The organism is Streptomyces sp. NPDC002276 (genome assembly GCF_053891435.1).
In genome coordinates, this window is sequence record NZ_JBSFCQ010000003.1 from 350,994 (window position 1) to 373,793 (window position 22,800).

Here is a 22,800-nt window from a genome sequence, read left to right on the forward strand (position 1 = left end):
TCACCGACAGCGGTCGCGCGCTGGCATCCATCGACGTGGACATCTATGAAAAGGAGCTGCACTTCGCCGCTCCCGCATCCGACACCACCAAGAACACCTTCGTGATCTACAACCCCGGACGCTATGACGGGGTGCTGGTGCTCGTACCGGACAGAGACGGGTTCGAGGACATCGGCTGGAGCGAACCGGGGGACCACTACAGCGGTGGGCGGCTTGCCTATTACGACGCGCGGCTCGACGGCCCCGGCGGAGACGGCCGTTATACGATCACGCAGTCCGAGAACTCGTGCAATCCCAGCTGCGCCGACGGCTCGATCGCACATGTCACTCTGCACTGGAACGGCAAAGAATACCTGCCGGCCGCATGAGGATGAGACGCTTTCCCCGTCAGCTCCGGAAGTCAGGTCCGGTATTCCCTCGGCTGCGGTCACGCATAGCCCGCCACCGACGAATAAGAACCGAACTCGGATACGGCGTCTTTCTCTCCTACAGCGGGGATCGCGACCGACGATGGTTGCCGCACCTTCAGCGAGTGATCGAAAAGCAGTCCCGCCCCTGGTACAAGCCGCCTCGGATCAGGGTATTCCTCGATGAGAGCGGTGTGTCGATCGGTCCGCAGCTCTGGGCGAAGATCGAATCCGGCCTAGCCCGCTCCGACTGGCTCGTGGTCATGGCGTCGCCGGAGTCAAAGGCGTCGGCGTGGGTCGACCGAGAAATCGAGTGGTGGCTGGAGCACAAGGGGTTCGACTCGATCCTGCTCATCGTGACCGCGGGACAACTGGTCTGGGACGAGCAACGGGCCAACTGGGATCTAGAACTCTCAACGGCGCTACCCACCCGTCTGCTAGGACGGTTCAAGCAGCAACCGGTCTGGAAATCCGCGGTCCTCCGTCGCCTCGACAACGGTACCGATCTCGGGCCGGACGTCGACAGCATCGCGCTCGGTATCGCGTCCGTCGTACGCGGCCTTCCAGAGGACGACCTGAAGTCGGAAGGAATCCGCGACACCCGGCGCAACCTGCGGACTGCCAGAATCACCGCGGCCGTACTGAGCCTGCTCCTCCTGATCACGACCACGGTGTCCGTGATCGCGCTGGTCGCACGCGCCGAGGCCACCCGCCAGCGGGACCACGCGGTCGCACAGCAGTTGATCAGTCAGAGTTCCTCTCTCGCGACCCGTGACCCGTTCGGTGCCCGACTGAAAGCGTTGGCTGCATGGCGGATCGACCCCACTCCGGAATCCCGTCTCGCGGTTCTCGACGCCGCCGTTTCCCCGGAGTCCGGCTTGCTCTCTCATTCATGGCCCGTGAGATCGGTGGCTTTCAGCCCGGACGGCAAGACCATTGCCTCCGGTAGCCAGGACGGCATTGTGCAACTCTGGGATGCGACAACGCAGCGGAAGATCGGTGCCCCGCTCATCGGGCACAACCAAGGCGTCACGTCGGTAGCCTTCGGACCCGGCGGCAGGACTCTGGCCAGCTCAAGTTCCGACGGCACTGTTCGACTCTGGAACATCACCGACCACAAACAGATCGGTGACGCGCTCCAAGCCCATGCCGGAGCAATCCATTCGGTCGCCTACAGCCCTGACGGCAGGACTCTCATCGCCGGCGGCAGCGGCGACTCCGGAACCGTACGGCTGTGGGACGTGGCGACACATCACCAGATCGGCACGCCACTCGGAGGTCGGGCCTACGACGCCTCAGTGGCCTTCAGCCCCGACGGCAGAACCTTCGCCACCGGAGCCGAGGATCTACGGCTCTGGGACGCCAGGTCCCATGCGCCGATCGGCAAGGCACTGACGACAGCCGGCTACGGAATCTCGTCGGTCTCCTTCAGCGGGGACGGCAGGATCATCGCCGCCGCCGATGCCGACGGCGGCGTCCGGCTCTGGGACACCACCACCCGAGCCCCGATCGGGAAGCCGTTCACCGCGAGCACCGGCGTCGATTCGGTGGCCTTCAGCCCCGACGGCACGATGTTCGCCGCCGCGTACGACGACGGCAGCGTGCGACTCTGGGACATCGCGCGGCACATCCCGATGGGAGCGCCGTTCACCGGCCATACGAGCAGGGTCTGGGCTGTGGCCTTCAGCCCGGACGGATCGACCCTGGCCAGTTCGAGTGACGACACCACGGTCCGGCTGTGGGATGTCCGCACGCTACGACAGATCGACACATGGGTCGACAGCCGGACCCAGCGCAAGGCGGTACTCAGCCCCCATGGTCAGATCCTGGCCGTCGCGGGGGCAGGCTCCGCCGTCCGCTTCTGGAACGTTGCCACCCGTCGCCGGATCGGCGATCCACTGGTCTCCAGTGACGTGGATTTCACCTCCGCGCTTTCCTTGAGTCCCGATGGCACCGTACTTGCCACCGCCTCCTTCGGAACAACGGAAAGGGTGAAACTCTGGGACGTCACAACGCACCGCCAGATCGGCAAGTCACTGCCCAGCCGCACCCGCTCCATACTCGCCGTAGCTTTCAGTCCCGACGGCAGGAACCTGGCCATTTCCGACGACGACTCCGTGCGCATATGGAATCTGACAACGCGCCGCCAGACAGGCAAGGCACTCGATATCAGAGCAGTCAACGTCACATTCAGCCCCGACGGCCGTACGATCGCCACCACCTCCGACAACGACACCGTGGTGATCTGGGATTCCGCCACACATCGCCGTATCGGCGAGACGCCACCCAGTCACACCGCACAGATCAACGCGATCGTATTCAGCGCCGACGGCACGATGATGGCGACCGCGAGCCGCGACAATACCGTCCGGCTCTGGAACGTGGCCACGCGTAAACAGATCGGTGAACCACTGACCGGCCATCAAAGCGGCGTGACGTCCGTCGTATTCAGTCCCGACGGGAAAACTCTGGTCACCGGCAGCATGGATCGCACGGTCCGACTCTGGGACGTCACCACCCGGCAACAGATAGGCGAGCCGCTCGAAGGGCACACCGCTGACGTCACCGGCGTGGGATTCGGTCCCGCCGGCAGGACGATCGTCAGTTGGAGCAGAGACAATACGGTGCGGCTCTGGGACGTCGACGCGACAGTGGACCCGGTGCGCTCGCTGTGCGAGTGGGCGAAGGGTGCGTTCAATGCCGACCGGTGGCGCACTTACGTACCTTCGGGCCCCGCTCTCCGGCCGCTCTGTCCATAGTCCGGAGGCGGCATGAGGACGTCGTAGCGGCATTCGCAGCCGGCGGGCTCACGAGGTGATGCGGGGGGCGCCGGGGATCAGCCGATCGCCTTCACGGGTCCAGACCGTGGTGGCGTCACCGGTGGGGCAGCAGTGCGGGTCGTTGGGGCGGTACCACTTCTCGTGCACGATGATCCGGCCCGGCGCGAACTCAGCGCCCACGAGTGCCGTGGAGTACGTCCCGCCCTTCTGCCGTGGAGTGATCGAACCGATGACGACGAGGTTCTTCCCCGCGTGTCCGTACACCACATAGCCGGCGACGAGTTGGGCGTTCTGAGTGGCGCCGTCGTCGTCGCAGCCGACGTAGACGGCGGCCTCGTCACGGCCGTCGCCGTCGAGGTCGCCGTAGAGGACCTGTGCCCCTCGGATGATCCGAACCGGGCCCCACACAGTGGATTTGGCCCGGGCTTCGCCCTTGGCGTCGAAGCGCACGAGACCAGGGACGTCACAGAACTCGCCCGGGGCGGGGGTGTTCGTCCAGTCCACGTCGTGCAGATCCGCCGGCGCCCGCCCGACGGTCTCGGGGTCGGCCGACGACGTGGCGGCGGACGCGTCCGAGGACTCGGCGTCGGTGGCGACGGTCCCTTGAGCCGAGGGTTTGACGGCGGGCGCGGGGCTCGGTGTGTCGCACGCGCCGGTGGTCAGCAGAATCGTCAGAAACGCGGTGAACGTGGTGATGCGCTGCAAGCCGGTTGTCACGGTGTCCTCCGTCTCCCGCGTCAGGCGCAGGGTGGGTCGTAGGGCCGGTCCGGGAGGTACTGCCTCCACTGGTCGCGGGTGATGCGGGGGGACTCCGCGCACAGACGCCGGAGGATGCCGACGCGATCCACGGTCCACAGCTGCAGACCTCTGTCGTCGCTGACCGCCAGCAGGCGCCCGTCCGGGCTGAAGGTCACGGTCGCACCGGGGTAGAGGTCGCCGGCGCTCAGCGAGTTCAGCTCGACGGGGCGGGCCGGGATGGCGACGTTCCACAGGTGGACGCGGCCGTCCAGGCCGGCGGTGGCCACCAGCTCTCCGCCCGGATGGAAGGCGGTTCCGGTGATGGATCCGCTGTACCGGGTGGAGGTACCCCTTCGCACCGGCCGGTCGGGACGCGAGACGTCCCACGTGGTGATCGTCCCGGTCCCGTCGCCGATGAGCAGCGTGCGGTCGTGCGGGCTGAAGGCCAGTGCGGTGGCCTTCCCTCCTGAATCCGGGATGTCCCCGACAGGCGTGGGCCGGGCGTGCCGCGCGACCCGCCAGAGCCGTACGCCGCCCTTTCGGGTCGGTGCCGCGAGCAGCGCGCCGTCCGCGCTGAAGGCGAGGGCCTGGGCTTCGGTGTCGGATCCGACGAGGGTGCCCAGCAGGGTGGGCCGCGTCCTGTCGCTGATGTCCCACAGCTGCACCGCCTCGCCGGGTCCCGCGCCCGCGGCCGCCAGGGGAAGGACCGGGTTCACACTCATGTTGTCGGCTCCGCCCGTACCGGTCGTCCCCGGGGCGAGTTCGCGAGGGCGTGCCGGGTCGGTCAACTCCCATGCCCGCATCGGCAGGCCGGAGAACAGGGTGTGCCCTCCGGTGCCGAAGGCCGCGGCCTGGCCATCGGTGTTGAACGGCTCCAGATCGGCCAGAAGGCTCGGCGGTCGGCTGCCGTCCACCCGCCACACCGTGGTGGGTTGGCCGCCCGCGGCCAACAGGCGGCTGTCGGCGCTGAAGGAGGGCGGAAAGGTTCCCTCGGTCGGCAGTGTGGCGATCGCGGAGGTCCGCTCGCTTCCCGATACGGCCCACAGCCGTACGGTGCCCTTGTCCGCGCCGATGTCGGTGAAGTTCGCTACGCCGACGGAGGCCACGGTGTTCCCGTCCGGGCTGAAGGCCAGGCCGCCCACCGACGTCGTATGGCCGCTCAACCGGGCGCCGGAACGGGGGCGAAGGGGGTCGGACACGTCCCACAGCGTGACCGTGCCGTCGCTGTCCCCGGCGGCCAGGGTGGTCGCGTTCGGGGAGAACGCCACGGAACGGAGGCCGAAGCGGCTCTGCGTGTACAGATCCGGTCGAGCGACCGGCTTCGTGGGGTCCGCGATGTCCCACAGAAGCACCCGGCCGTCTTCGCCCGCGACGGCGAGTGCCTGGCCGTTCGGGCTGAACGCCACGTGCTGCGGTGCGCTGGAGTCGCCGGGTGCCGAGTCGAGCGTGGCGACCAGGCGCGGCCGAGCCGAACCGGACACGGTCCACAGACGCAGACGTGCTCCTTGTTCTTCCGGTTGTCCTTGCTCTCCTTGCCCGAGCGACTCCTCCGTGGCGATCAGATCGCCCCGCGGGCTCGCCGCGAACGTACCCGCGGGCAGGGAGCCGAGGGACCTCGGACGCGCGGGGTCCTGGATGTCGAGGACGGCGCCGCCCTCCTCCGTCATCGCGACCAGGCGTCCGCCGGAGGTGAAGGCGAGACCGAGGACCTTCGTGCGGTCGGCCACCACGGTCGGCTTTCCCAGGGCCTTGGGGTGGTTGCCGTCAGTCACGTCCAGCAGCCGGACCTCGCCGTCGGCGCCTCCCAGAGCGAGCAGCCTGCCGTCCGCGCTGAAGGCGACCGCGGTGGCCGGGCGCTTCGTGGAGTCCACGGAGACCGGGCGTGTCCCGCGGGCGGGGTCGAACAGGCGGATGTCGTCGTCGGCCACGGCCAGCAGACCTCGGCTGCTGTACGCGGCCGCCTGTAAGTCGCCGCGCCCGTGGATGACCCGGGGCATCGAGTAGCTCTCGACGAGCGCCCCGATCGCTTCGGCCGTGGGCGCGAGCCGGTAGGCCTGCACCATCAGTTGGCGGGCCAGATCGGGCTGGCTGTCCCTGATCGACGACGCCTCGGCGACGAGTTGCCGGGACTGCGCGACCAAGGTCTGGGCGCGGGCGGTGTTGCGCTGGTCGTAGGCGACGATTCCGCCGGCCACGGCGAGCAGGAGGAGCGTCGTGAGCAGGGTGAGCGTGGCCTGCACCCAGTGGCGGGTCCGCCGACGCTGGCGCACATGGTCGCCGATCAGCTCGTCCTTCGACCTGCCGGTCAGGGGCGCGACGAACTCCGCCATGCACTCGATCAGACGTGGGTCCGAACTGGCCTGCTCCGGGCTGCGCAGCCAGCGCAGGTCGACCCAGCGAGGCTCGCCGCCGAAGGCCCGGGCCAACTCCTCGTGCGGCAGGGCGTCGGTCCGCGACCAGTCGAACGACGCCCGGTCGGAGTCCCAGACCAGCGTGCCGTCGGTCCACCCGATGAGCAGCGTGTCCGCCGACCGGTGGGTGAGCCACCAGCGGATCTCCTGCCTGACCCACGGAGACCCGGCGGCCGCGGGGCACGCCATCACCACGAGCCACCGGGACCCGGTCAGCCCCCGCTCGATCTCCTGCCACAGATGAGGACTCGCCGCGAGGTTGGTCTCGTCACGGAACAGCTTCAGGCTTCTCGGCCGGTACCAGGGGCGGTCGAAGCCCTGAAGCGCGCTCTGGAAGGCGTTCGCGATGTCCTTGTCCCAGGCATGGCTGTACGAGATGAAGGCGTCGTACGCGACTCCCCGACCTTCGTTCGCCTCGCTGCGCCTACGGCTCACCGGACACCCGGGACAGGGCGACCCCACTGCCCGCTCATCCGCTCGTCCGCTCCCCCGCCGCGTCCGCACAAGTGGCCATCGGTCATACGTGTACCTCCTGTTCCCTCACCCGGGTGAGGGAAACCTGGCGGCGATGGCGGCCACGGCGGTCGAGCGGAGCCGGAGCGGGCGTCTCGGACAGTCCCGTCGATCACCCGGTCGCCGCCCTGGCCAGGGTCCGCGCACTCACCGCGTCCGGGCTCAGTCGCGTTGCGCCGGACACCGGCCGGTCGGCGACGACCACGAAGCGGACGCGCGCGATCCGGCCCGCTGCGAGTCGGGCGGCCACGGCGGAGCGTGCCGCGGTTCCGGTGGTGACGACCGTGGCACAGCGCAGTTGAACGAGGGTGTTGACGTAGGCGGCGGGGTCCGCCCCGGCGGGCAGGCAGTAGCGCTGGACGACGACATTCGAGCCGTGCGTGCCCGCCATCTCCCGCATCGCCGCCCAGGTGCCCGTCGTGTCCGAGTCCGTGGACGTCAGGAGACAGGCCCGGGTGACGGTGTCGACGTGCGAGACCGGGACGGGCGGCGTCGCCCCGTCGCCCGCATCCGGGCGCAGGAGCAGCGCTACGGCACCAACCATGGCGAGAAGTGCCACAACGCCCGCGCAGCGAACGACCCACCACCGCCCGCGAGTCGGGCGGTGGCCCCCATCAGAAACCCTCAAGATCGCCGTCCGCGTCGCGCAGGCGTCCTTCTTCCTCACGCCACGATTCGAACGTGGCCGGCAGCTCCAACTCGGCACCCAGCGGCGGACGGATGTCGCCGCCCGTCAGGCGCAGCAGGAACTCGGCCATCCCCATGTCGTATTCATAATCCCGTTCATAATCCCGACGACGGTCCCCGGGCCGGAATACGACCCGCCACTCGTCCGGCCCGCCGACGCACCGCCACAGGAAGTCGTCACCGGCCTCGTTCGACCCCCAGGTCAGCGTCCCGTCCGCCGGCGGCCACTGAGCGCGGAACAGCAGATGGTCCTCGTACGGGTAACCCTCGAAGCGCGGCGTGCGGATGCCGAGCGAGTCGCCGATCGAACCCAACCCGTAGAGCGCGACGAAGTCGCGGTAATCAGCGGGGAGTTCCCACCCGGTGTCGGCGCGCAGCGCGCCCCAGTCGACCGTGTCGCCGCCTTCAGCGGGTGGCCGCATGACGCGGATCAGTTCCGCCACAGCCCAGTGCATGGTGTCCTCGTATCGTTCGGATCCGCTGGTCACGACGACGAACAGCTGGTCGAAGCGGTAGCGCCACGCTTCAGCTCAGCGGTTCGAAGAACGGGCGACCAGGCGCGAAGTTGCGAGAACACACCGTCACGTCCTCACCCCTGAGGTAAGCCAGCAACCACTCACCGAATGTCATTTCGTGGAGCACCCAAGCAGGACTGTCAAGCTCTTGGACGAGGACGCGCCATGGGCCCGAGGAGCTGTCGGGAACGCGGAGGAAAACCCATTCCCCCGTTGTGGCCAACGCCACCGGCATCAACTCACCGGGGTTCGCCCCTGCCGGACTCGGCAGGTACTCCATCATGTCTGCCTCGCGGAAAAGGTCGAGATCTCCCCTGATGGATTCTCTCAGGTTATGCAGAAGATGGTCAGCGGGGTGCTTCAGATACAGTTGATTGTTGATTTGGACCGAACCGTAGGCATCCACGATCTCACGGAAGTCCGCCGGGAATTCGATTCCGAACTCCCGCTCCGTTTCAATCCATGGCGCCGGATCCGTCCAGTTGAATCCGGGCTCACCCAACAGGGCTTGGATCTCCACAAACATTGCCATCACCTCGTCGCCGCCGTCCACGGGCGACTGCATCGCGCGTCGCATTTCACCCACAGCCCAGCACATCGCACCCTCGTACCGATCCGATCCGATCCGATGCGCGTGCCCGTGTCGTACCAGCCTGCCCAGCCGCGCCTTGGCGCCGACACCGTCCCTACCGCCGAAGACTACAACCTCCACAAAGGAGCAGATATTCGCGGATGACGACGTCGCCGTAGGTGCTGGCGATCGCCGCCCTACTGTCCGGACGAGTCGACTTCCCGAGCAATCGTGACAGTTCTTAGTTATTGTGCCAAATTTCCGCTATCGCCCTTCTTTTCGGAAATGGTCATTCGATTCCCAGGCGCGTATACCTGCGGTCGTCGCGGTCGTGCAGGAACCGTGACCCGGTGTAACGGAGGTCGTCGAAGGCCCAGTCCTCACTGATCTCCCGGGCCGCGAAGCGGCACAGCAACTCGACCATGCCGCAGTCGAAGTGCGACCAGCACTCGGGCATCGCCCAGTGACGGCGCCAGATCACGGTCCCCCACTTGTTGGAGTCCGGCGAATCCGCCCGCCAGCAGAGCAGGTCCGCCTCGACGGTCGAGCCCCAGCCGATCATCGAAGAGGCCCGCCCCATAGACGCGCATGAACTCCTTGTAGTCGTCGGGGAATCCACGCGGATACCGCTCGGACGGACTGTTCCAGTCCAGGATGTCGCCTCCTGCGGCCGGCGGGGTAACCAGCGAAGTGAGACGTGCCAGCGGGCCGGCGGGCGCCGCGCCGGCACGTCTCCAAGTAGTGACGCAGGCAAACATCCCCGTGGCGCGTCCGGTGTCGTCAAGCGCTCTCGGAATCTGATTGCCGATGCCGCTGCCCTTCGAGCAGTTGCTGTTGTTGATCCCGGCCGTTGGCGCGACGGCGACGGATCCGGTGCCGGAGCGGATGGTCAGGGAGCTGCGGCCGATGCTGTACGTGTTCTTCTCGGCATGGGCTCTGACTGCCGCACGGCGGCGGCGCGTTCTTCGGCCGCCTGCTCGGCGGACTCGCGTTGCGTGGTCGTGTTCGAGCCGCGGTAGGAACGGGACCCGTTCGAGGAGCCGGATGACGATCCACGGCCACGGCCACGGCCACGTCCACGTCCACGGGAGGTCGATTGGCGTTGACGCTGTCGCCCACGGGCGTGTTGTCGACGGTGTCGACCGAGTTGAATCCGCCCGTGCCCGGGCTGTACCAGCAGGCGTGCATGTTCACGGTCGTAACTCGTGGAGGCGGCCAGCGTGGTGCCACTCGCGGTGAATCCGTGCTCTTACGCGAAGCCCGAAAGTCATTCACGGTCCTACGTGCAGGTAAGCCGCCCAAAGGCTCGGTGTGGCCGGGTACTTGTCGCTCAGTTCTCGAATCGCTCCATGAAGTGCGTGCGCCGTCCGTCCGATCTCCAGGGCCCCGTCGGTGCCCGTACGCAGACGCGAGTACGTGGCTTCGCACACCTCCGCCGCGACAGTGTCGGCCACTGGCCACAACGTCCCGATCACCTGAGGAAACCCGGCGGACTGGAATGCCGCCGAGAGATGGATCGCTTCGTCCACGAGCACGCCGCTGAACGATGCCGTGGAACATGCCGACAGATAGGCCAGCCGGGCGCGGGGCAGGTCCAGCCTCGAAACGTCCCGTACGGTGAACGGCCGCGTCTGGTGGTCGTGCAGGAGCAGTCGGCTTTCCGTGAGGTGCGCCGAGTCGTAGCGCCCGTGGCAGGCGAAGTGAACGACCTCGTAGGACGGGAGCGCCGACCGAACGGCGTCAGCGGTGGCGGCCGACCCGATCAGTTCGGTCGCGCCCGCGGAGCGGACCAGCCATCGGGCCTCGTCGAGGGCGGCCGGCAGCGGCACCTCACCCGGCGTTTCGGGCATGGCGACGACGAGCACGGTGGCGTCGGTTTCGGGCGCTCGCGGGAGGCTCTGGGCGCGACGCAGGGCGCGGGCGGTCGAGGTGTACGAGAAGACCGCTCGATCCAGCGCCCGTTCTCCGCTGTCCGACATCGCCGCGTGGAGGGGAAAGCAGGCCAGTGGTCCACTCGGCGAACACCACAGGCGTGGCAGCGATGGGGTCGGTGCCGCCCTGGTGAAGCCGAGTTGGTCGAGCACGGGAGCCACCGCTGCCGTCCACAGCCAGGTCAGCGTTGCCCGAACGGTGTCCTGGGCGGTCTTCTGTTCCCGTAGAGAGACGTCCGGCTGGTGAAGGACGTCGAGGGCGGTGAGGAATTCCGTGGCCTTCGCGGTCGTCGCTCGATCCGTCAGGAGCGGGAGAGGCAGAGGATCGATGTGGCCGTCGGGGTGCCACAGGAGGGCGCTGCCGCCGTGTGCGCTCGCGCTCAGCAGGGCGATGGGGCCGTCCACGCCGGGGTGGGGCGGCATGCCTCCTTGCTCCGGCCCGTTGAGGAAGTCGGCGAAGTCCGGGAGTGCCCTGATGTCGGCGAGCACCGTATGCCAGTCGTCGGTCACCCGGCGCCGTACGTCCGCGGCGGCGCCGGGTGTCGGCGGATCGGAGACGGCCCGCCATCCGAACGGCTCGGTCGTGGTGGGGCCGGGCATCGTATCGGTGCTGGATTGACCGAGCAGTTCGCGCAGCGTCTCGAAACGGTTCGCCAATTCCGGCGCCTGCTCACGCAGTCGGGTCGATTCATCCCGTTCCTCCAGTTCCTGGGCCCACAGCACACCCCGGCCGGCCTCGATCAGCCGGACGGCGTCCACCGGCCGTCCGGCTCGTACGGCACACGCGGCCGCGTCGGCGGCCAGGCCGCTCACCGCGCTCAGGCCGTGTTCCTGGTCGACGCGGCGCAGGGATCGCGGTGCGAGCTGCGGGAGGAGGTCAATGGCCAGCGCGTAGGCGGCGGTTGCGCCGTTCCAGTCCTCGGCGGCCCCCAGTGCTCGCCCCCATCGGTGTGCCGCACTCAGGCGGAGGCCCGGCCGTGTGGTCTCGCTGAGGGCGGTCGCGCCGAAGCAACGTGCCGCCTCCTCCTTGCCACGCCGGCTTCGCTGGAGCGCTGCGCGCAGGAAGAGCACCTCGCCCAACTCGACCGCGTAAGCGGGATAGTTGTCGGGATCGGCCGCCATCGCCTCTTCCAGCAGTTCCGTCGCGTCCAGGATCAGCAACCCGATCTGATAGGCCTTCCGCAACTCCCCTGGCCGGCCGCCTATGCGTCGTAGCCACGACCTGGGTCGATCCCACGCGGACGCCCATATGCGGTTGGCCTTGGCGGTGAGCATGGAGGCAAGCGCGCGCAACAGCCCGGGATAGCTGGTGCTGGTCTGCTCGGTCCGCTCGACCGCCTGCCAGGCCACGGCGATCGCCTCGTCCACGAACGCCTCGTCGTCACTGGCCCGTGCGTACAAAGCGAATGCCCGCGCGGCGAGCGCGAGCCCGCTGTCCGGTGCGAACTCGACCGCCTTGAGGCTGAATTCGGTTGCCTGGTCCAGATCCTCCTTCACGTCACTGTGCTCAAGCCGCATAAGCGAGTTCAGGGCGATCTCCGCGCAGCAGCGAGCCACGAACGCTGTCGCGTGGGGTGCGGCGATCACGGCGCCTTTCAGAACGGTGATCGCTTCGTCGAGATCCGACAACACTCCGCGGCTCAGATAGCGGATGACCAGGACGTCGGTCAGGAAACTGCTCGGCTCGGCGACACGCATCCACTGATCGGGGCGGGACTGGAAGGCGCTCAGAGCGTCCCGGGCACGGGCCACGGCCTCGTCGAGATCAGAGTCCTGGTGCAGCCGCGTGTATCGCACGAGCAGTCCTGTTGCGACGTTCGCGAGCACCGGGCCCCGGCCAGGGTGATCCTCGGGAAGTCGGGCGAGTCCCAGGAGCTGCGTCTCGATTCCCTCGTCGAGATCCGACTCGGTGCCCGCGCCGGAGCGGTCGCGCTGGACGAGCGCGGCGCCCAGCGCGGCCAGCGCACTGCCATGTGTGTCGCTGTCGGGGTCCGCGGCCACAACAGCCGCATGTGCGGTGCTGATCGCGCTCTCCAACGCGCTTGTCTCGCCGAGGGACTGGTACTGCTCCAGCAGCAGGCCGACCATGTCGGTGAGAATCCCGGCTCGTTCCTCGGAGCCCGGCGGAATGAGGTTTACGACCTGCTGATGGGCGTCGACCGCCGCGCGAAGAGCGTCCGGATCGTTCGACATACGGTACGAGACGAGCATGGCCCTCGCGAAGGTGCGCAGGTTCCGGAAGTGGTCGGGATCCGTCGGCGGGGACGTGTCCACCGCAGCCTGTGCCCCGCGTATCCCCTCTTCGAGGTCCGGACGGGAACCCACGGCCTCGAACCGGTCGAGATGCACCTCGGCCATCGATCGGAGAAGACCCGCACGGACCGATGCGTCGGCTTCCGGCTGGGCCTCCAACTCCGCACGGAGCAGGGCGATCTCCGTCAGGCGTACGTTGACCACCATCGTCCTGGGAGGTTCCTTGCCCCCACGGTTGACTGTGGTGATCTGCTGAATCGCCTCCCACGCACGATCGTGGTGGTCCTGGAACTCATTCCTGCTGGGGTGGGTTTCCCCACTGTGCGAAAGAGCACTTGACGCGGCCCCCATGGCTTCGACGGCGTCCTCCAGACGCCCCGTCGTCGTGAACTTCGCGAACCACATCTGGCTGAGATCGCCGTAGCGGTCGGGCAACGCGGCATCCTCGCTCGGCGAGAGTTCCACCGCACGCTGGGCAGCCGCCACGGCCTCCGTCAGGTCGGCGGAGTCCCCGAGGACCACGAAGAGGAGGTGGAGTCCATGCGCGAGGCCGCTCAACATGGAAGGTGTGGCGGGGTCACCGCTTCCACCCGACGCCACGGCATGGCGGCGTACGGTGACGGATTCGCGCAGCAGGCCGGGATCCAGGGATTCCGCGAACCGCCGTTCCAGGGCTTCGCCAAGACCGGCGAGCAGTTCCGGGCGGAGCGGATCGTCCTCGCCGTGCGCGATGGCCAACCGCTGGAGGGCGACGGCCAGGGCGGTGTCCGGCTCCGGTGCGTCGAGCAACTCGACGGCGGCGTCGGCGAGTCGTCGCGGGTCGAGGAGCGGGGTGTCGGGCCGCGCCGCGTCGAACACCACGCGGAGCGGGGACGGGAGGCGGTCCGGAGAGTCCGCGTACACCGGCGCGAACAGTCCCAGGACGTCCGCCAGTTCCCGTACGTCGCGGCGGTCGCCGAGAGCGAGGTGCCGGTACCAGGCGAGCCGTCCGGCGAGCAGATGCTCCTCGACTCCCGGAGTTCCGGTCAGCAGTTCCGCCGCATCCCGCCGTGCCTGATCGCTGGTCACCAGGGCCGGATCCCGCGTCAGTTCGTACTGCCGCAACCGGTCACGCACGGCTTCCGCTGCTGTCGCGTCCGGTGCCATCGGAACCCCCGCCGTCGTAGGCACTTCCCGCCGCCCATCTTCCGACATGTCGCATAGGCCGCCTAGTCTCTGACCGCGGAAGTCCGGTGCGACGAGGAGGGACCCGCTGATGAGGTGGCCGGCGGAAGAACTCGCGCGCATGTGTGTCCTCTTGGAGGCCGCGGGCCCACCACTGAGCGAGGGGGCGGCCCGGGCCAAGGCCGAGGAAACCGTCGCGGCCGTGCGCGACGGCGCCGACGCCGAACAGGTGGTGCGGCTCCTGGGCGAGCTGGACCACGCGCTCAGAATGGCCGGCTACGCGGCCGGTCTCGGGCGTTACCGAACCGCCTCGCCCCCTCCCGCCTCCGGGACGGGCCACACGTATCAACCGCTGGGCGGACCCGACGAGCATCCCTTCGAGGAAGTCCTCGCGTGCCCGGGCGAGAACCGGTGCATGCGGGCGGAGTTGCCCGAGTGGGGCGCTCGGATCACCGACCCGGTGTGCACCGTCCATGAGCGACCGCTCGTCCGCGTCAGGACCAGGCCTTGAACACCTTCCTGGCCGAACTGGGCAAGAAGGTGGCCGAACGCTGGTTGTCACTGCTGGTGTTGCCGGGCGCGCTCTATCTGGCGGTCGCCGCAGGGGCGATGGTGCTGCGCCACGGCGGCTGGTACGACCTGGGAATGCTTGCCGATCATGTGAACCGGATCGCCGCGCGTCGCCGGGGAATCGGGCAGGTGGTGTCGACCGGCGCGGCGCTGTTGCTCGGATCCGCGGGTGTGGGCCTGGTGGCACAGTCAGTGGGCGGCGGTGTCGCCCGGTTGTGGCTCGCGGCGGGGCGCGGGCCCGTGGGGCGTCGGCTGACCGAACAACGCCGGAGGAACTGGCGGAGGGCCCACCAGGCCTACCGGTGCGTGCTGTTGGAGCGGTACCGCCGTCAGCAGGGATGGGGTGAAGCGGGCGACGCCGGCCCCCTGCCGGACTCTGCTCGGCTTCTCGTCGTACGCAACCGGATCTGCCTGGTCGAACCGGACCGGCCGACGTGGATGGCCGACCGGATGCGGGCGGCCGGTGAGCGTGTGCACCAGGCGTACGACCTTGACCTGACGGCGGCGTGGCCGCGGCTGTGGCTGTGCATGCCGGAGGCGTCGCGTGCCGAGATCGCGACCGCTCAAGCCGCCTTCGCCTCGACCTGCCGGTTGGCGGGCTGGGGTGTGCTGTATCTGGTGCTCGCGGTGTGGTGGTGGCCCGCCGCCGTGATCGCGGGCGCGATCGTGGGCACGGCCTGGGAGCGCGGGAGAGCGGCGACGGCCGTCCTCGCCGAACTGGTGGAGTCGGCGGTGGACCTCTACGGGCGGGACCTGGCCCAGGCGCTGGGACTGGCGTGCCCGGACGGGTTCACGCCCGATCACGGGGCGACGTTGACCCGCATGCTGCGCAAGGGCGTCTGACCTCGCTACACGATGAGCTGGCGCGGCTCTCGCTGTCCCGTCTTCCCGGCCTCCGCGCTGAGCGCGCGGCTCTCCTCCGCCGAGGGAACCCGGCCCGGCCTGACGGAGACACGTCCGCCAGGCCACCCAGTGTCGCGTGGTCCGCGGCTCCCCCCGCGGACCGGCTCAGGCCTCGTCAGGCGTCAAGCGCAACGAGATGCTGTTGATGCAGTACCGCTGGTCCGTGGGCGTCGCATAGCCCTCGCCCTCGAACACGTGACCGAGGTGCGACCCGCACCGGGCGCACCGCACCTCGGTGCGCACCATCCCGTGCGAGCGGTCCTGGATCAGTTCGACCGCGTCGGTGTCCTTCGGGTCGTAGAAGCTCGGCCAGCCGCAGTGGGACTCGAACTTCTCGGTGGAGGTGAAGAGTTCGGCGCCGCAGGCGCGACAGGAGTAGACGCCCTTCGTCTTGGTGTCGGTGTACTCGCCGACGAAGGCCGGCTCCGTGCCGGCCTGCCGCAGTACCGCGTACTCGGCCGGGTTCAGCTCCGCGCGCCATTCCTCGTCCGGCTTTTCGACGTCGTACGACATGCAGCTCAGCCCCTTACTTCGCGAGACGGTCCAGGATCCGCGGGCCGAGGTCTGTCACATCGCCCGCTCCCATGGTGAGAACCAGATCACCGGGCTTCGCCATTCCCGCGACGATCTCGGGGACGCCCGCCTTGTCGTGTACCGGGGCCACGTCGGCGCCCGCCGCACGCCCGGCCTCGATGATCAGGTCGCTGGTGACGCCGGGGATCGGGTCCTCGCGGGCCGGGTAGATGTCCAGGACCAGCGAGGCGTCCGCGAGGGCGAGGGACTGGCCCATCTCCTTGCCGAGTTCCTGGGTGCGGGAGAACAGGTGGGGCTGGAAGACCACCAGCAGCCGCGCGGTGGAGGCCGCCGCGCGCATCGCCTCCAGGTCGGCGGTCATCTCGGTGGGGTGGTGGGCGTAGGAGTCGATCACTTGGACGCCGGCCGCCTCGCCCTTGAGCTGGAGGCGCCGCTTCACGCCCGTGTACGCGGCCAGCGCGGGCGCCAGTTCCGCCGCCGGGATGCCGAGCGCGGCGCCCGCGGCGAGGGCGGCGACCGCGTTGCTCGCGTAGTGGCGGCCGGGGACCGAGACGGTGAAGGTGAGTTCGTCGCCGCCCAGGACGACCGTCACCTCGCTCTTCAGTCCCTGCGCGACCACGGAGAGGATGCGTACGTCGGCGTCCTCCGCCTCGCCGTACGTCACCGTCTTCACGGAGGCCGAAGCGGAAGCGGAAGCCGAAGGGGACTCTGACACCCGGCGCGTAAGCTCCCGCGCACCCTCGTGGTCCGCCGAGATCACCAGTGTGCCGCCGGGCACGATCCGGTCGGCGAAGGTCTGGAAGGAGTCGTAGATCTCTTCCATGGACGCGTAGTTGGCGTGGTGGTCCAGCTCCACGTTGAGGACGATCGCGACCTCGGGGGCGTACTTGTGGAAGCTGCGGTCGGATTCGTCGGCCTCGGCGACGAAGATCTCGCCGTCGCCGTGCAGCGCGTTCGAACCGGGGACGTCCAGGTCGCCGCCGATCGCGTACGACGGGTCGAGACCCAGCTCGGTCAGCGAGACCGCGAGCATCGACGTCGTGGTCGTCTTGCCGTGCGTGCCCGCGACGGCGATCGGGCGCAGGCCGTCCATCAGGCGGGCCAGGGCGTCCGAGCGGTGGACTACGGGGATGCCCAGTTCGGCCGCGCGGGCCAGTTCGGGGTTGTCCTCGCGGATCGCCGACGACACGACCACGCAGGTGGCGTCGTCGGCGAGGTGCTCCGCCGCGTGTCCGACGTGCACGGTGACGCCCAGGGCGCGCAGCGCGTCGGCGGTCCCGGAGTCCTTGGCGTCGCTGCCCGCGACCTTCGCGCCGCGCTGCGCCAGGATCTTGGCGATCCCCGACATTCCGGCCCCGCCGATGCCGATGAAGTGCGGTCGGTCCATGGCGGTGGGAAGGCCGGGTGCCATGTGTGTCTCCCTGTGCGTGCTGGTTCGTACGGATACGGCGGACGTTCGGCGGCCAGCCTATTCGGTGCCACCGACAATCACGGACACCCGCCCGCCGCTCCCCGCCCGCTAGTCCTCGCCGGCTACTCCTTGCTGTGCGAGAACAGCTTCAGCACCGGTACGCCGACCTTGTGACGGGCCCGGGAGGCCCAGTCGCGGTGGAAGAACTCCTCCACGTAGTGGGGGTCGGTCAGCACGATGACCTCGTCGGCGCCGATCTCGTCCACCAGGGTCTTGAGGGCGTCCAGCGGGTGGTCCTCGATGAGCCGCCCCTCGGCCTCGCTGCCGGCCGCGTGCAGGGCGTCCAGGGACACCGACAGGGCCTGTGCGCCGAGTTCCGCCGCGTCCTTGCCCTCGGGGGTCTCCCGCTCGTGCGCCGCCTCGTCGAGTTCGCCGAGGGCGACGTCGTCGATGGCCCGCAGCAGGCGGTCCGCCTGGTCGCCGCGGGGCTGGAGCAACACGTGGAAGGAGACGGTCTCGTCACCGTGCAAGGTGGTGACGAACTCCACGTCGGCGGACGTAAGGGCCTTCTCGATCATCAGTACGCTTGTGAACACCAGGCGCCCCTTCTCCTTCGAGGACCCTCGGGCCCTCTCTCCTCCGTGGGCCTGCCAGGCCCTGCGGAAACCATCCTGCCCCGTGATCGCACGGGTACTGCCGGATTTAGTGTGCCCGCCGAAAGACAAACGGAACGGATCATTCCGCCCGTTTTCAGCTCCGACGGTAGCGACCGAACAGGAACCCGGCCTCTTCCAGCAGGGACACCAGTTCGAAGCGCTGAGGAACCTTAACCGACGGCCCTCCGGCGATCCGCTGCGCCTCCCCCGCCACGAGCATCGGCGAGAGGGTCAGGCACAGTTCGTCGAGCACCCCGGCGGCCACGAACTGCCCCAGCAGCCGCGGCCCGCCCTCGGCCAGCAGCCGGGTGTGCCCGAGGTCCGCGAGCGCCTGTACGGCCCGTGCGGGGTCCACGCCGGCGCCGTCACCGGCGACCACCACCCGGGCGCCCGCCTTCTCGGCCGCCGCGACCCGGTCCGGGGCGGCCTCGGCGCCCGTCAGGATCAGCGTCGGCACCAGGGGCGAGCCGAAAAGCGGAAGCGAAAAGTCCAGGTCGAGGCTCGCGGTGACGACCGCGATCACCGGGGCGGGCGCCTGTCCGGCCGCCGCCCGCGCCGCCGCGAACTCCGCACGCGCGCGTGCGGGCCGGTAACCCTCCTGGCGTACCGTTTCCGCACCGACGACCACGACATCCGCCAGCGCCCGCAGTGTGCCGAAGATCCGCATGTCGGCGTCACCGGAGATGGGCTGCGAGCGGCCCTCGTGCTGACCGGCCCCGTCGAGCGTGGACACCATGTTGGCGCGCAGCCAGGGGCCCTCCCCTACGGGGTAGGCGTACGCCGCCGCGAGTTCCGGAAGCCCCCACTCCCGGTCCGTCACACGCGCATCAGGGGCCCCGTCCGAGGCCTGGGCTGCTGTTTCGTCGGTCACAGGGAACAGGCGTCGCATGTCGTGCAGTGTGGCACGGCCTTTAGAGTGGTGAACCGTGTCGTCCTCCTCCGCCGCCTCCGGGATCAGCCCGATAGCAGACGCGGCCCCGCTGTCCCTGTGCGCCCGTGAGCCGTACGTCCCCGCGGACCGGCTGGTCGCCGAGATGGTGCCGCCGCCGCGCTTCGACTCGGTGCGCTTCGCCACGTACATCCCGGACCCGAACCAGCCCAGCCAGACCGAGGCCGTCGGCGTCCTGGAGACCTTCGCCACCGGGCTCGGCGGGGCGCACGCGGCGACCGCGAAGCGCGGCTTCCTCGGCTTCGGCAGGGGCAGGGCGCCCAAGACCCCGGCGGGCCCCCGTGGCGTCTACCTGGACGGCGGCTACGGCGTCGGCAAGACCCACCTGCTGGCCTCCCTGTGGCACGCGACCCCGGCCGAGCCCACGCTCAAGGCCTTCGGCACCTTCGTCGAGCTGACGAACCTGGTCGGCGCGCTCGGCTTCCAGAAGACGGTCCAGACGCTGTCGGGCCACCGACTGCTGTGCATAGACGAGTTCGAGCTCGACGACCCGGGCGACACCGTCCTGGTGTCGACCCTGCTCGGCAAGCTGGTCGACGCGGGCGTCGCGCTCGCCGCCACCTCCAACACCCTGCCGGGCAAGCTCGGCGAGGGCCGGTTCGCGTCGGTCGACTTCCTGCGCGAGATCCAGGGCCTGTCCGCGCACTTCCGCTCGCTGCGCATCGACGGCGACGACTACCGCCACCGCGGGCTTCCCGAGGCCCCGAAGCCGTTCACCGACGAGCAGGTCACCAAGGCGGCGTACGCCACCGCCGACGCCTCCCTGGACGACTTCCCGCACCTGCTCGCCCACCTCGCCAAGGTCCACCCCAGCCGCTACGGCGCCCTGACCGACGGCCTCAAAGCGGTCTGCCTCACCGACGTCCGGCCGATACCGGACCAGTCGACGGCCCTGCGACTGGTCGTCCTCGCGGACCGGCTCTACGACCGTGAAGTGCCCGTCCTGGCCTCGGGGTTGCCCTTCGACCAGCTGTTCAGCGAGGAGATGCTGAACGGCGGCTACCGCAAGAAGTACTTCCGTGCGATCTCCCGTCTCACCGCGCTGGCCCGGGACGCCAAGGGCCTCGTCGAAACCGTCTAGTTCACGCCAGCCCAGGCACGCTTTTCACGCTCTCTTGGATCGGAAACGCTCCGTTAACCCTGCAAACAACTTCACCGGGATACCGTGTCACTTGACCAGCCGTTGACCTGGCCTTGGTCTGTACTAGGAACATCAACCGGCCGAAGGGGGGCGCATGTTCCGAGGTAAGGCGGCTCGGACCGTCGTGACGCTCCTCACCGCCGTCCTCCTTGCCCTTCCGTTCTTCGCACCCATGGAACCCTTCGCACCCGCGCACACAGCGCGTCACGCGGAGGCCAAGGCCCAGCCCGCGCTCAAGCTCAGCGGCAAGGCCCTGCGCGCCGAGACGATCACGTTCCGCGACTGCGGCGCCTCCGGGACCCCCACCGTCCCGATGCGGCTGCGCGACCGTTTCCGCACCGCCGACTGCGGGCCCGAGACGCCCGAACGCCCCCTGCTGACACAGGACCCGGCGGCCGCACGCCCAGAGGTGGCGCCCGGCGCGGCGCACCACCGCACAGCGAGATCCTCGACAGCGCACTCTCCGGCGGCACTTCAGGTCTTCCGCTGCTGAGAGTCGAGCAGGCAGTCGGTTCCCCCACGCACACTGTCATGCAAGCCCGACGCGCCCAGAGGGCGCGCCAGGAGGAGTACTCACGCCATGCAGCCCCTCATCGACAACGCCCGTACGTTCGGACAACGCCCTGAGGAGTTCGCCAAACTCGCCGAAGGCCAGTCCCCGCAGGTGCTGTTCATCACCTGCTCCGACTCCAGGGTCGTACCGGCCCTGATCACGGGCGCCCGCCCCGGCCAGCTCTTCGAACTGCGCACCGCCGGCAACATCGTCCCGCCGTACGCCTCCGAGCACCCCACGAGCGAGGCGTGCACCATCGAGTACGCCGTGGAGGTCCTCGGCGTCTCCGACATCGTGGTCTGCGGGCACTCGCACTGCGGCGCGGTCGGCGCCCTGGTGCGCGGCGACGACCTGACCGCCGTACCCGCCGTGCGCGACTGGCTCACGCACGCGACTCCCAGGCCGGAGGGGACGGTCGACGACCCGGCCGTCTCCGAAGGCGTACAGAGCCACGTCCTCACGCAACTGCTGAGGCTGCGCTCGTACCCGTACATCGAGAAGAAACTGAAGGACCGTCAACTCGCCCTGCACGCCTGGTTCTACGAGGTCCACACCGGCGCGGTCCAGGTGCATGACCCCGCCGTCGACGCCTTCAAGGCCCTGTGAGCGCGCCGATGTTGACCAAATTCCCTTATCTGCGGCAGGACTTCGCCGCCTCCCTCGTCGTGTTCCTGGTCGCGCTCCCGCTCTGCGTGGGCGTGGCCGTCGCCTCCGGTGTGCCGGCCGAACTCGGCCTGGTCACCGGCATCGTGGGCGGGATCGTCACCGGACTCATGCGGGGCAGCAGCCTCCAGGTGTCCGGGCCCGCCGCCGGTCTGACCGTGCTGGTCTTCGAGGCGGTGCGGGAGTACGGACTGCCCGCCCTCGGAGTGATCGTGCTCGCGACCGGCGTGCTCCAAGTCCTCATGGGCGTCCTGAAGTTGGGGCGCTACTTCCGGGCCATCTCGGTCTCGGTCGTCGAAGGCATGCTCGCCGGTATCGGACTGGTGCTGATCGCCGGGCAGTTGTACTCGGTGGCGGGGGCGAAGGCCCCCGCCTCGGGTCTCGACAAGATAGCCGAGCTGCCCGGCACGCTCGTCGACGCCGCCGGGAACACGAAGGCGCTGGCCTCGCTCGCGCTCGGCGCCGCCACCATCGCCGTACTGGTGCTGTGGAAGCGACTGCCCGCCAAGGTCCGTACGGTCCCGGGCCCGCTGGCCGCCGTAGGACTGGCGACCCTCGCCGCGCTCGCCTTCGGGCTGCCGGTGGCGACCGTCGAGGTGCAGGGGCTGCTCGGCTCGCTCCAGCCGCCGCCCCTCAGCGAGTTCGGTGAAGTGGCGCACGTCGGGCTCCTGGGCACGATCGTCGCGTTCACGCTGATCGCGTCCGCGGAGTCGCTGTTCAGCGCGGCGGCGGTGGACCGGCTGCACTCCGGGCCGCGTACCGCGTACGACAAGGAGCTGGTCGCGCAGGGCGCGGGCAACGCGATCTGCGGGCTGCTCGGCGCGCTGCCGATGACCGCGGTGATCGTGCGCAGCGCGGCGAACGTGCAGGCGGGCGCGCGGACGAAGGCGTCCCGGGTGATGCACGGCGTCTGGCTGCTGCTGTTCGCGGCGCTGCTGCCGGACGTCCTCGCGTACATCCCGATCCCGGCCCTGGCGGGCATCCTGGTGCACGCGGGCGCCAAGCTGATCCCCGTCCGGGAGATCGTGTCGCTGTGGCGCGAGCACCGGGGCGAGGCGCTGATCCTGGTGGTCACGGCGCTGTCGATCGTCGCGGTCAGCATGTTCGAGGGTGTGCTCATCGGGCTGGCACTGGCCGTCGCGAAGACGGCGTGGGAGGCCTCGCACATAAAGCTGGAGGTCGTCGACAAGGGCTCGGGCCCGGTGCAGGCGTACCTGTCGGGCAACGCGACCTTTCTGCGGCTGCCGAAGATCCTCGACAGCCTGGAGGCGCTCCCCCAGGACCGGCCGGTCGAACTGCACCTCTCCGGCCTGCACCACCTGGACCACGCCTGCCGTACGGCCCTGGAGAACTGGGCCGAGCGGCACAGCGCGGCCGGTACCGAGCCGGTGAAGGTCACCGCCGCGTAGGCGGGCCGGTGCCTGCCCCGGGGTGATCGTGGCCCCGGGGC

Annotated in this window: 19 protein-coding genes; 8 read left to right on the plus strand and 11 right to left on the minus strand. The window is 69.3% G+C overall.

Going from position 1 to position 22,800, the window contains the following annotated elements:
• The first annotated feature begins 35 nt into the window (after nt 1–35).
• Entirely contained in the window at nt 36–368 is a 333-nt protein-coding gene (locus ACWIHT_RS10585) for a hypothetical protein (protein ID WP_456166552.1), read from the plus strand.
• Between the two features lie 2 nt (nt 369–370).
• A complete protein-coding gene (locus ACWIHT_RS10590; RefSeq protein WP_456166554.1) occupies nt 371–3,166 on the plus strand; it encodes a toll/interleukin-1 receptor domain-containing protein in 2,796 nt (931 codons plus the stop codon).
• A 48-nt stretch (nt 3,167–3,214) separates the two neighbouring features.
• On the opposite strand, the gene ACWIHT_RS10595 is transcribed toward ACWIHT_RS10590, so the two are convergent.
• The 7 genes from ACWIHT_RS10595 to ACWIHT_RS10625 all read right to left on the minus strand — a co-directional run bounded on the left by ACWIHT_RS10595 (nt 3,215) and on the right by ACWIHT_RS10625 (nt 13,952).
• Nucleotides 3,215–3,904: a hypothetical protein gene (locus tag ACWIHT_RS10595; protein WP_456166556.1), complete on the minus strand. Its 690-nt coding sequence runs from the start codon at nt 3,902–3,904 to the stop codon at nt 3,215–3,217.
• 20 nt (nt 3,905–3,924) lie between these two features.
• Nucleotides 3,925–6,771 carry a TIR domain-containing protein gene (locus tag ACWIHT_RS10600; protein ID WP_456166558.1) on the minus strand — a complete coding sequence of 949 codons (2,847 nt, stop codon included), beginning with the start codon at nt 6,769–6,771 and terminating at the stop codon, nt 3,925–3,927.
• 190 nt (nt 6,772–6,961) lie between these two features.
• The gene (locus ACWIHT_RS10605; RefSeq protein ID WP_456166560.1) at nt 6,962–7,393 is read right to left on the minus strand and encodes a hypothetical protein; all 432 of its coding nucleotides are present in this window, start codon (nt 7,391–7,393) and stop codon (nt 6,962–6,964) included.
• 70 nt (nt 7,394–7,463) lie between these two features.
• Nucleotides 7,464–7,991, minus strand: a complete 528-nt coding sequence (locus ACWIHT_RS10610) for a hypothetical protein (protein WP_456166562.1) — start codon at nt 7,989–7,991, stop codon at nt 7,464–7,466.
• 70 nt (nt 7,992–8,061) lie between these two features.
• Nucleotides 8,062–8,604 carry an SMI1/KNR4 family protein gene (locus tag ACWIHT_RS10615; protein WP_456166564.1) on the minus strand — a complete coding sequence of 181 codons (543 nt, stop codon included), beginning with the start codon at nt 8,602–8,604 and terminating at the stop codon, nt 8,062–8,064.
• A gap of 307 nt (nt 8,605–8,911) precedes the next feature.
• Nucleotides 8,912–9,202 (minus strand): hypothetical protein, encoded by a 291-nt coding sequence (locus ACWIHT_RS10620; RefSeq protein WP_456166566.1) that lies wholly within the window; start codon nt 9,200–9,202, stop codon nt 8,912–8,914.
• A gap of 691 nt (nt 9,203–9,893) precedes the next feature.
• Nucleotides 9,894–13,952 (minus strand): CHAT domain-containing protein, encoded by a 4,059-nt coding sequence (locus tag ACWIHT_RS10625; protein ID WP_456166568.1) that lies wholly within the window; start codon nt 13,950–13,952, stop codon nt 9,894–9,896.
• Nucleotides 13,953–14,061: 109 nt separating this feature from the next.
• Here ACWIHT_RS10625 and ACWIHT_RS10630 point away from each other — a divergent pair, with 109 nt between their 5' ends.
• Both ACWIHT_RS10630 and ACWIHT_RS10635 read left to right on the plus strand, forming a co-directional pair.
• Complete coding sequence (locus ACWIHT_RS10630) at nt 14,062–14,481, plus strand: hypothetical protein (protein WP_456166570.1); 420 nt, start codon at nt 14,062–14,064, stop codon at nt 14,479–14,481.
• Complete coding sequence (locus tag ACWIHT_RS10635; protein ID WP_456166572.1) at nt 14,478–15,383, plus strand: hypothetical protein; 906 nt, start codon at nt 14,478–14,480, stop codon at nt 15,381–15,383. Before ACWIHT_RS10630 ends, ACWIHT_RS10635 begins: the two co-directional genes overlap by 4 nt.
• A gap of 165 nt (nt 15,384–15,548) precedes the next feature.
• Here the strand turns inward: ACWIHT_RS10635 and msrB are convergent, their stop codons facing one another.
• The 4 genes from msrB to ACWIHT_RS10655 form a co-directional block, all read right to left on the minus strand.
• Nucleotides 15,549–15,956, minus strand: a complete 408-nt coding sequence (gene msrB, locus ACWIHT_RS10640) for a peptide-methionine (R)-S-oxide reductase MsrB (RefSeq protein WP_456166574.1) — start codon at nt 15,954–15,956, stop codon at nt 15,549–15,551.
• A gap of 13 nt (nt 15,957–15,969) precedes the next feature.
• A complete protein-coding gene (gene murC, locus ACWIHT_RS10645; protein WP_456166576.1) occupies nt 15,970–17,388 on the minus strand; it encodes a UDP-N-acetylmuramate--L-alanine ligase in 1,419 nt (472 codons plus the stop codon).
• Between the two features lie 122 nt (nt 17,389–17,510).
• Nucleotides 17,511–17,984 (minus strand): indole-3-glycerol phosphate synthase, encoded by a 474-nt coding sequence (locus ACWIHT_RS10650; RefSeq protein ID WP_200715996.1) that lies wholly within the window; start codon nt 17,982–17,984, stop codon nt 17,511–17,513.
• 154 nt (nt 17,985–18,138) lie between these two features.
• Nucleotides 18,139–18,933, minus strand: coding sequence for a pyrimidine reductase family protein (locus ACWIHT_RS10655; RefSeq protein ID WP_456166578.1), 795 nt, complete (start codon nt 18,931–18,933; stop codon nt 18,139–18,141).
• Nucleotides 18,934–18,970: 37 nt separating this feature from the next.
• Between ACWIHT_RS10655 and zapE the strand changes: the two genes are divergently transcribed.
• The 4 genes from zapE to ACWIHT_RS10675 all read left to right on the plus strand — a co-directional run bounded on the left by zapE (nt 18,971) and on the right by ACWIHT_RS10675 (nt 22,759).
• On the plus strand, nt 18,971–20,074 hold the full coding sequence (gene zapE / locus ACWIHT_RS10660; protein WP_456166580.1) for a cell division protein ZapE: 1,104 nt from the start codon (nt 18,971–18,973) through the stop codon (nt 20,072–20,074).
• 154 nt (nt 20,075–20,228) lie between these two features.
• On the plus strand, nt 20,229–20,627 hold the full coding sequence (locus ACWIHT_RS10665) for a hypothetical protein (protein WP_456166582.1): 399 nt from the start codon (nt 20,229–20,231) through the stop codon (nt 20,625–20,627).
• 87 nt (nt 20,628–20,714) lie between these two features.
• Complete coding sequence (locus tag ACWIHT_RS10670; RefSeq protein WP_456166584.1) at nt 20,715–21,293, plus strand: carbonic anhydrase; 579 nt, start codon at nt 20,715–20,717, stop codon at nt 21,291–21,293.
• 8 nt (nt 21,294–21,301) lie between these two features.
• On the plus strand, nt 21,302–22,759 hold the full coding sequence (locus tag ACWIHT_RS10675) for a SulP family inorganic anion transporter (protein ID WP_456166586.1): 1,458 nt from the start codon (nt 21,302–21,304) through the stop codon (nt 22,757–22,759).
• Nucleotides 22,760–22,800 lie beyond the last annotated feature (41 nt).

Excerpts from the sequence above, each read along its gene's own strand:
- ACWIHT_RS10590 (WP_456166554.1), top strand. The coding sequence starts at position 371 with ATGAGACGCTTTCCCCGTCAGCTCCGGAAGTCAGGTCCGGTATTCCCT.
- ACWIHT_RS10605 (WP_456166560.1), bottom strand. The coding sequence starts at position 7,393 with ATGGTTGGTGCCGTAGCGCTGCTCCTGCGCCCGGATGCGGGCGACGGG.
- ACWIHT_RS10610 (WP_456166562.1), bottom strand. The coding sequence starts at position 7,991 with ATGCACTGGGCTGTGGCGGAACTGATCCGCGTCATGCGGCCACCCGCT.
- ACWIHT_RS10620 (WP_456166566.1), bottom strand. The coding sequence starts at position 9,202 with ATGGGGCGGGCCTCTTCGATGATCGGCTGGGGCTCGACCGTCGAGGCG.
- ACWIHT_RS10625 (WP_456166568.1), bottom strand. The coding sequence starts at position 13,952 with ATGGCACCGGACGCGACAGCAGCGGAAGCCGTGCGTGACCGGTTGCGG.
- ACWIHT_RS10630 (WP_456166570.1), top strand. The coding sequence starts at position 14,062 with ATGAGGTGGCCGGCGGAAGAACTCGCGCGCATGTGTGTCCTCTTGGAG.
- msrB (WP_456166574.1), bottom strand. The coding sequence starts at position 15,956 with ATGTCGTACGACGTCGAAAAGCCGGACGAGGAATGGCGCGCGGAGCTG.
- murC (WP_456166576.1), bottom strand. The coding sequence starts at position 17,388 with ATGGCACCCGGCCTTCCCACCGCCATGGACCGACCGCACTTCATCGGC.
- ACWIHT_RS10655 (WP_456166578.1), bottom strand. The coding sequence starts at position 18,933 with ATGCGACGCCTGTTCCCTGTGACCGACGAAACAGCAGCCCAGGCCTCG.
- ACWIHT_RS10665 (WP_456166582.1), top strand. The coding sequence starts at position 20,229 with ATGTTCCGAGGTAAGGCGGCTCGGACCGTCGTGACGCTCCTCACCGCC.
- ACWIHT_RS10670 (WP_456166584.1), top strand. The coding sequence starts at position 20,715 with ATGCAGCCCCTCATCGACAACGCCCGTACGTTCGGACAACGCCCTGAG.
- ACWIHT_RS10675 (WP_456166586.1), top strand. The coding sequence starts at position 21,302 with ATGTTGACCAAATTCCCTTATCTGCGGCAGGACTTCGCCGCCTCCCTC.